Here is a 4,444-nt window from a genome sequence, read left to right on the forward strand (position 1 = left end):
ACATAAAAGTTTCAAAATAATAACTTCGTACAATCACTTATCTAGCTCTATTTTTAGGTTAAAAAATTTAATTAAGGTATTATTATGGCTAAGTTAATTATTAATAATGGTCTTGAAAGCAAAGAAGTAACATTAGAAGATGGCGCAGCTATTGATGCTGCTTGCGAAGAAGCTGGTGTTCCTTTTGGATGTTCTGAAGGTCTTTGTGGAATTTGTACAGTACGCATAGAAGAAGGTGCTGAGAATCTTACACCTCTTACTCCTCATGAATTAGATTTCTTAGGAGAAACTGATGAAGAACGTTTAGCTTGCCAATGTGGCATTGCTGGTGGCTGTACAAAAATATCTTTTTAAGAATTTTTTTTTAAATATCTCATCAAAAAACTTTCTTAATACATAAGTTTTCATTACCTCTCTGATCGTTATTTTTTTACAAAACTTGTCTATAGACGAGATTGAAAAAAAAAGATCACTGGGGTAAACCCTCAGACATTTAACAAATGCGGTAAAATAGGATGAAAAGCGAGAAATTAAAAAAACTTGAATCAGAGCTCTGGGATTTAGAAGAGTGGATGAAGTTAGATTTGGTCCCAAAAAAAGACCTTGAACGCCATCTTGATGAAATTAATGTCATCAAAATTCGAATTAAAGAAGAACAAGAACGTCTTCAATTTTTGAAAGAAAATGGAGAAATTGAAGAATATGTTGCTCCACGCAGAAGCCCTGCCAAAACAGTTTATCCTGAGAATCCAAGTATGTCTGATATGGACTTCAGCGAACCTCAAGAAACTGAAATGGAAATGGAAAGCGAAACTATCGAACCTGACGTTGGCGATGACGATAGGGAAGATGCTGGAGATCATGATTCTGATGACGATGATGATGATCCTTTTAGTGATAGAAATCGCTGGAAGCGTGGTGGAATTATAGATCCTGATGCCAATGAATGGTGATCTTTCGATCTATATTCATGTTCCTTTTTGTCAAAAAAAATGTCCTTATTGCCATTTTTATGTAGTGCCCTTTAAGCCATCTTATTTAGATGGCTATGTACAAGCTATAAAAAAAGAATGGCAACGAATTAAACGTCTCAAAAAAAATCTTCGTATTGTTTCAATTATGTGGGGAGGAGGAACTCCTTCCCTCTTACCTCCTGCCATGCTTGAAGAAATTCTTTCCTTATTTGGCCCTTTAGATAATATAGAAATATCATTAGAAGCCAATCCTGAAACAATTTCAAAAGAAAATGCTCGTTTATGGAAACAAATTGGCTTTAACAGAATTAGTATTGGGGCTCAATCTTTTACAGATTCTATGCTTCAAACAATTGGTCGTACTCATTCTGCAGATAAAACAATCTCTGCTATTCATACAATTCATGATGCTGGTTTTGATAATATTTCTGCTGACCTTATGTATGAACTTCCAGATCAAACTCTTGAAGAATGGTCTTACACATTGAACACAGCTTTAACTCTTCCATTAACGCATATCTCTTTATATAACTTGACTATTGAACCTAATACAGTATTTTTTGCTCGAGGTGATACCCTAAAAAAACGTTTACCTGCTATGGAAATTGGAGCTGAGATGTTCAAAATTGCCTTAGAAAAGCTTGCTTCTCATGATTTTCTTCATTATGAAATTGGCTCATGGGCAAAAAAAACATATATGAGTTCTCATAATATTGGTTATTGGATAAGTAGGCCCTTCATTGGATTAGGACCTTCTGCATTTAGCTTTATGTATTCTCGTCGATACCGTAATCGTGCCAATTTTCATCAATATGTAAAATTAGCTACACAAGGACTCTCTGTTATTGATTTTTCAGAAAAATTACCAAAAAAAGATCTTCTCAAAGAATCTATTGCTGTTGGTATTAGAATGATCGAAGGTATTACCATAAATCTTGATTGGCCCTTAGAAATTCAAGACAGCATTCTAAAATTAAAAAATTTAAATCTGATCGAAGAAGTTTCGAATAAAATTCGAATGACTTCCTTTGGTTTATTTTTTCATGATAAAATAGCTGAAATTATCATGTGTGGAAATTAAGCTTTTTCTTTTTTTTACTATATTTCTTCAAGATACTGTTCCTAAAATAAATACTGCTGGTCTTTTTTGTAAAAAATCAATCAATGTAGATTCTTTTTCTTTTTGCCAAACAGAAACAAGATCTGTCCTTACATCTTCATCAGGACATGAAAGAGACACACTAATAGAAAGAGACATTTTAGGAGATAAAACTTTTAAACACGTTTTTAATAAATGTAAATTTCTATATGGGGCTTCTATAAAAACTTGTGTACAAGAAGTTCTTAAAATTTCTTTTTCAAAGCTAATTAGTTCTTTTTCTCTCTGTAAAGGATTACGAGACAAATAACCATGGAAGACAAATTTTTGAGCTGGAAAACCTGATAACATCAATGCCCAAGTTATTGAACATGGCCCTGGATAAGCCTTAACTGCAATCCCATGTTTACGTGCATGAGTTACTATCATCCTACCTGGATCTGCCAAACATGGAAGCCCAGCATCTGATACTAACCCCCAATCTTCTCCTTTTAATAATGGTTCTATAAGAAAATCTAATTCTTTTTCTGTTTGTCTCTTTGGAATTAAAGCTAATGGTACTTTTTGAGGCTCAGGACATCCTGTTAATGATAAAAATAAACGGCCTCCTCTATGACTTTCAGCAATAACACCCTTTAAAGATTCTACAGCTTTGATAACTAAAGGTGAAAAAATATCAGCAGATGGGTGGCCTAATGTATTAGGAAGAAGATGTAGCATAGTGTGTTAACCTCATACTAAGTAGTTCTAAAATAAAACGAGCATTAGCTCCTTGTGACTTTAAAGCTTGCTCTGCTTCGAACAATTTTATCAATGCCATTTTAATGCGGTTAATTCCATATTTTTTAGCAGCTTCCATATAACGAGCATCTTTTTCTGGAACTGTCCCTGTTTCAAAATAAACTAATGCTTCTGACATTCGATTTCTTAAAAACACTACTAACCCTAAAGCATCTGAAAGATCATGAGAAGATAACATACCTAGAGCTTCTAATAAAGAAGCTCTATCATCCTTAAAGATGAAATTATTTATTTTCCAAAAAGTTGTTTTTATTGAGTTTGCAACAACATCTTTAACATCTTTATAGGAAATAACAGAAGATTCCCCTGTATACGCAATTAACTTGAATAATTCATTTGTCAAAAGATAAAAGTCTGTAGAACCTAACATTCCAATCATTAATCTTAATACTGATGATGTCATTGATTTATTTTTTGCAGCTGCAATTTCTTGCAATTTTTTGATAATTCTGTTCTCTTTAACATAAATTTTTTCAGCAGTAAGGCGTAAAATGCCTCCCCCTTTTTGTAAAATGCTTGTAGCTAAAGGGCTATGATCTTCTTTTTTATTGGAAGAATAGAGAACTAACCTAACTTGCTTTGATGAATGAATGCAATACTCCTGAATAGCTTTAGCTAAAGAAGATTTAGCCGCTTCTAGCTTATTAATAACTATGGTTTTTCTATTAGAAAAAAAACCATAATTTTCTACATGTCCATAAAATTCTGATGCATGAAGAGTGTCTGCATCATAATAATGAATATCTTCATCATCTTTTGCTAAATAAGTAGTAAAAAAAATCTTGTTATCACATCCATCACTAATAATCAAAACGATAGAAGGATCTTGATTATTATAAAAAGTAATAAAAGCTGGAATATCTTGAAAATTCATCTAATCATATGGCCAGAAGAGCTATAAGAAATAATTTTTCTATTCAAAAAAGAAAAATTTTTTATCTTCATCAGTTTAGATCTAAAAAGCCATTTTTAGAAATGATTTTTTATAAAAAAAAAAGATAGTAGGAAAAGAATTTTTCCTACTATTGATTAATTTTCAATGAAAAGATTACCGTTTCACCAATTTCATAGATCGAACGCCTGAATGAGAATGACTCATTTTATTTTTCCCCATAGTTCTTTTTTTATGGATAATCATAGACGCCAAGGTAGTCATACCACTGATTGATGGCACCTTTTTTTTTAAAGCTGTTTTTTTTGCAGTTGTTGCTTTTACTACTTTCTTAGCAGTAGTTTTATGCACAACTTTTTTGGCAGGCGATTTTTTTGTAGTAACTTTCTTAGCTACAGTTTTTTTTGCAGTTGTTGCTTTTACTATTTTTTTAACAGTACTTGCTGAAGAAGCGGACTTTTTAGCAATCGTTCCTTTTTTAGTACTGCTTTTACTAGTAGTTTTTTTCTTTTGGACACTTAGCATGTCTCGTTTCCTCAAATTAATTAATCTTTTATCTAATTAAGCTATCGTCAAAAAGTGAAAAAAACTTTAGTAAAAAAATATCCCCAAAATAAAATATAAATAAAAAAAGCCTTGAAAACATGTTTTCAAGGCTTTTTTTTGTTAAAAACTATT

General features: G+C 31.9%; 6 protein-coding genes. 3 read left to right on the forward strand and 3 right to left on the reverse strand.

Going from position 1 to position 4,444, the window contains the following annotated elements:
* The first annotated feature begins 84 nt into the window (after positions 1-84).
* From CLAVI_RS05520 to hemW, 3 genes are all read left to right on the forward strand, one after another.
* Positions 85-354, forward strand: coding sequence for a 2Fe-2S iron-sulfur cluster-binding protein (locus CLAVI_RS05520; RefSeq protein WP_194844601.1), 270 nt, complete (start codon positions 85-87; stop codon positions 352-354).
* Positions 355-515: 161 nt separating this feature from the next.
* Positions 516-953: a hypothetical protein gene (locus CLAVI_RS05525; RefSeq protein ID WP_194844602.1), complete on the forward strand. Its 438-nt coding sequence runs from the start codon at positions 516-518 to the stop codon at positions 951-953.
* Positions 943-2,055: a radical SAM family heme chaperone HemW gene (gene hemW, locus CLAVI_RS05530; RefSeq protein WP_194844603.1), complete on the forward strand. Its 1,113-nt coding sequence runs from the start codon at positions 943-945 to the stop codon at positions 2,053-2,055. Before CLAVI_RS05525 ends, hemW begins: the two co-directional genes overlap by 11 nt.
* 27 nt (positions 2,056-2,082) lie before the next feature.
* On the opposite strand, the gene CLAVI_RS05535 is transcribed toward hemW, so the two are convergent.
* The 3 genes from CLAVI_RS05535 to CLAVI_RS05545 all read right to left on the reverse strand — a co-directional run bounded on the left by CLAVI_RS05535 (position 2,083) and on the right by CLAVI_RS05545 (position 4,291).
* Complete coding sequence (locus tag CLAVI_RS05535) at positions 2,083-2,793, reverse strand: SAM-dependent methyltransferase (RefSeq protein ID WP_194844604.1); 711 nt, start codon at positions 2,791-2,793, stop codon at positions 2,083-2,085.
* Positions 2,774-3,748, reverse strand: coding sequence for a DNA polymerase III subunit delta (holA, locus tag CLAVI_RS05540; protein WP_194844605.1), 975 nt, complete (start codon positions 3,746-3,748; stop codon positions 2,774-2,776). Before holA ends, CLAVI_RS05535 begins: the two co-directional genes overlap by 20 nt.
* A gap of 174 nt (positions 3,749-3,922) precedes the next feature.
* Entirely contained in the window at positions 3,923-4,291 is a 369-nt protein-coding gene (locus CLAVI_RS05545) for a hypothetical protein (RefSeq protein ID WP_194844606.1), read from the reverse strand.
* Between the last annotated feature and the right edge of the window lie 153 nt (positions 4,292-4,444).

Origin of the sequence: Candidatus Clavichlamydia salmonicola, from assembly GCF_015356765.1 — a bacterium.
GTDB lineage: Bacteria > Chlamydiota > Chlamydiia > Chlamydiales > Chlamydiaceae > Clavichlamydia > Clavichlamydia salmonicola.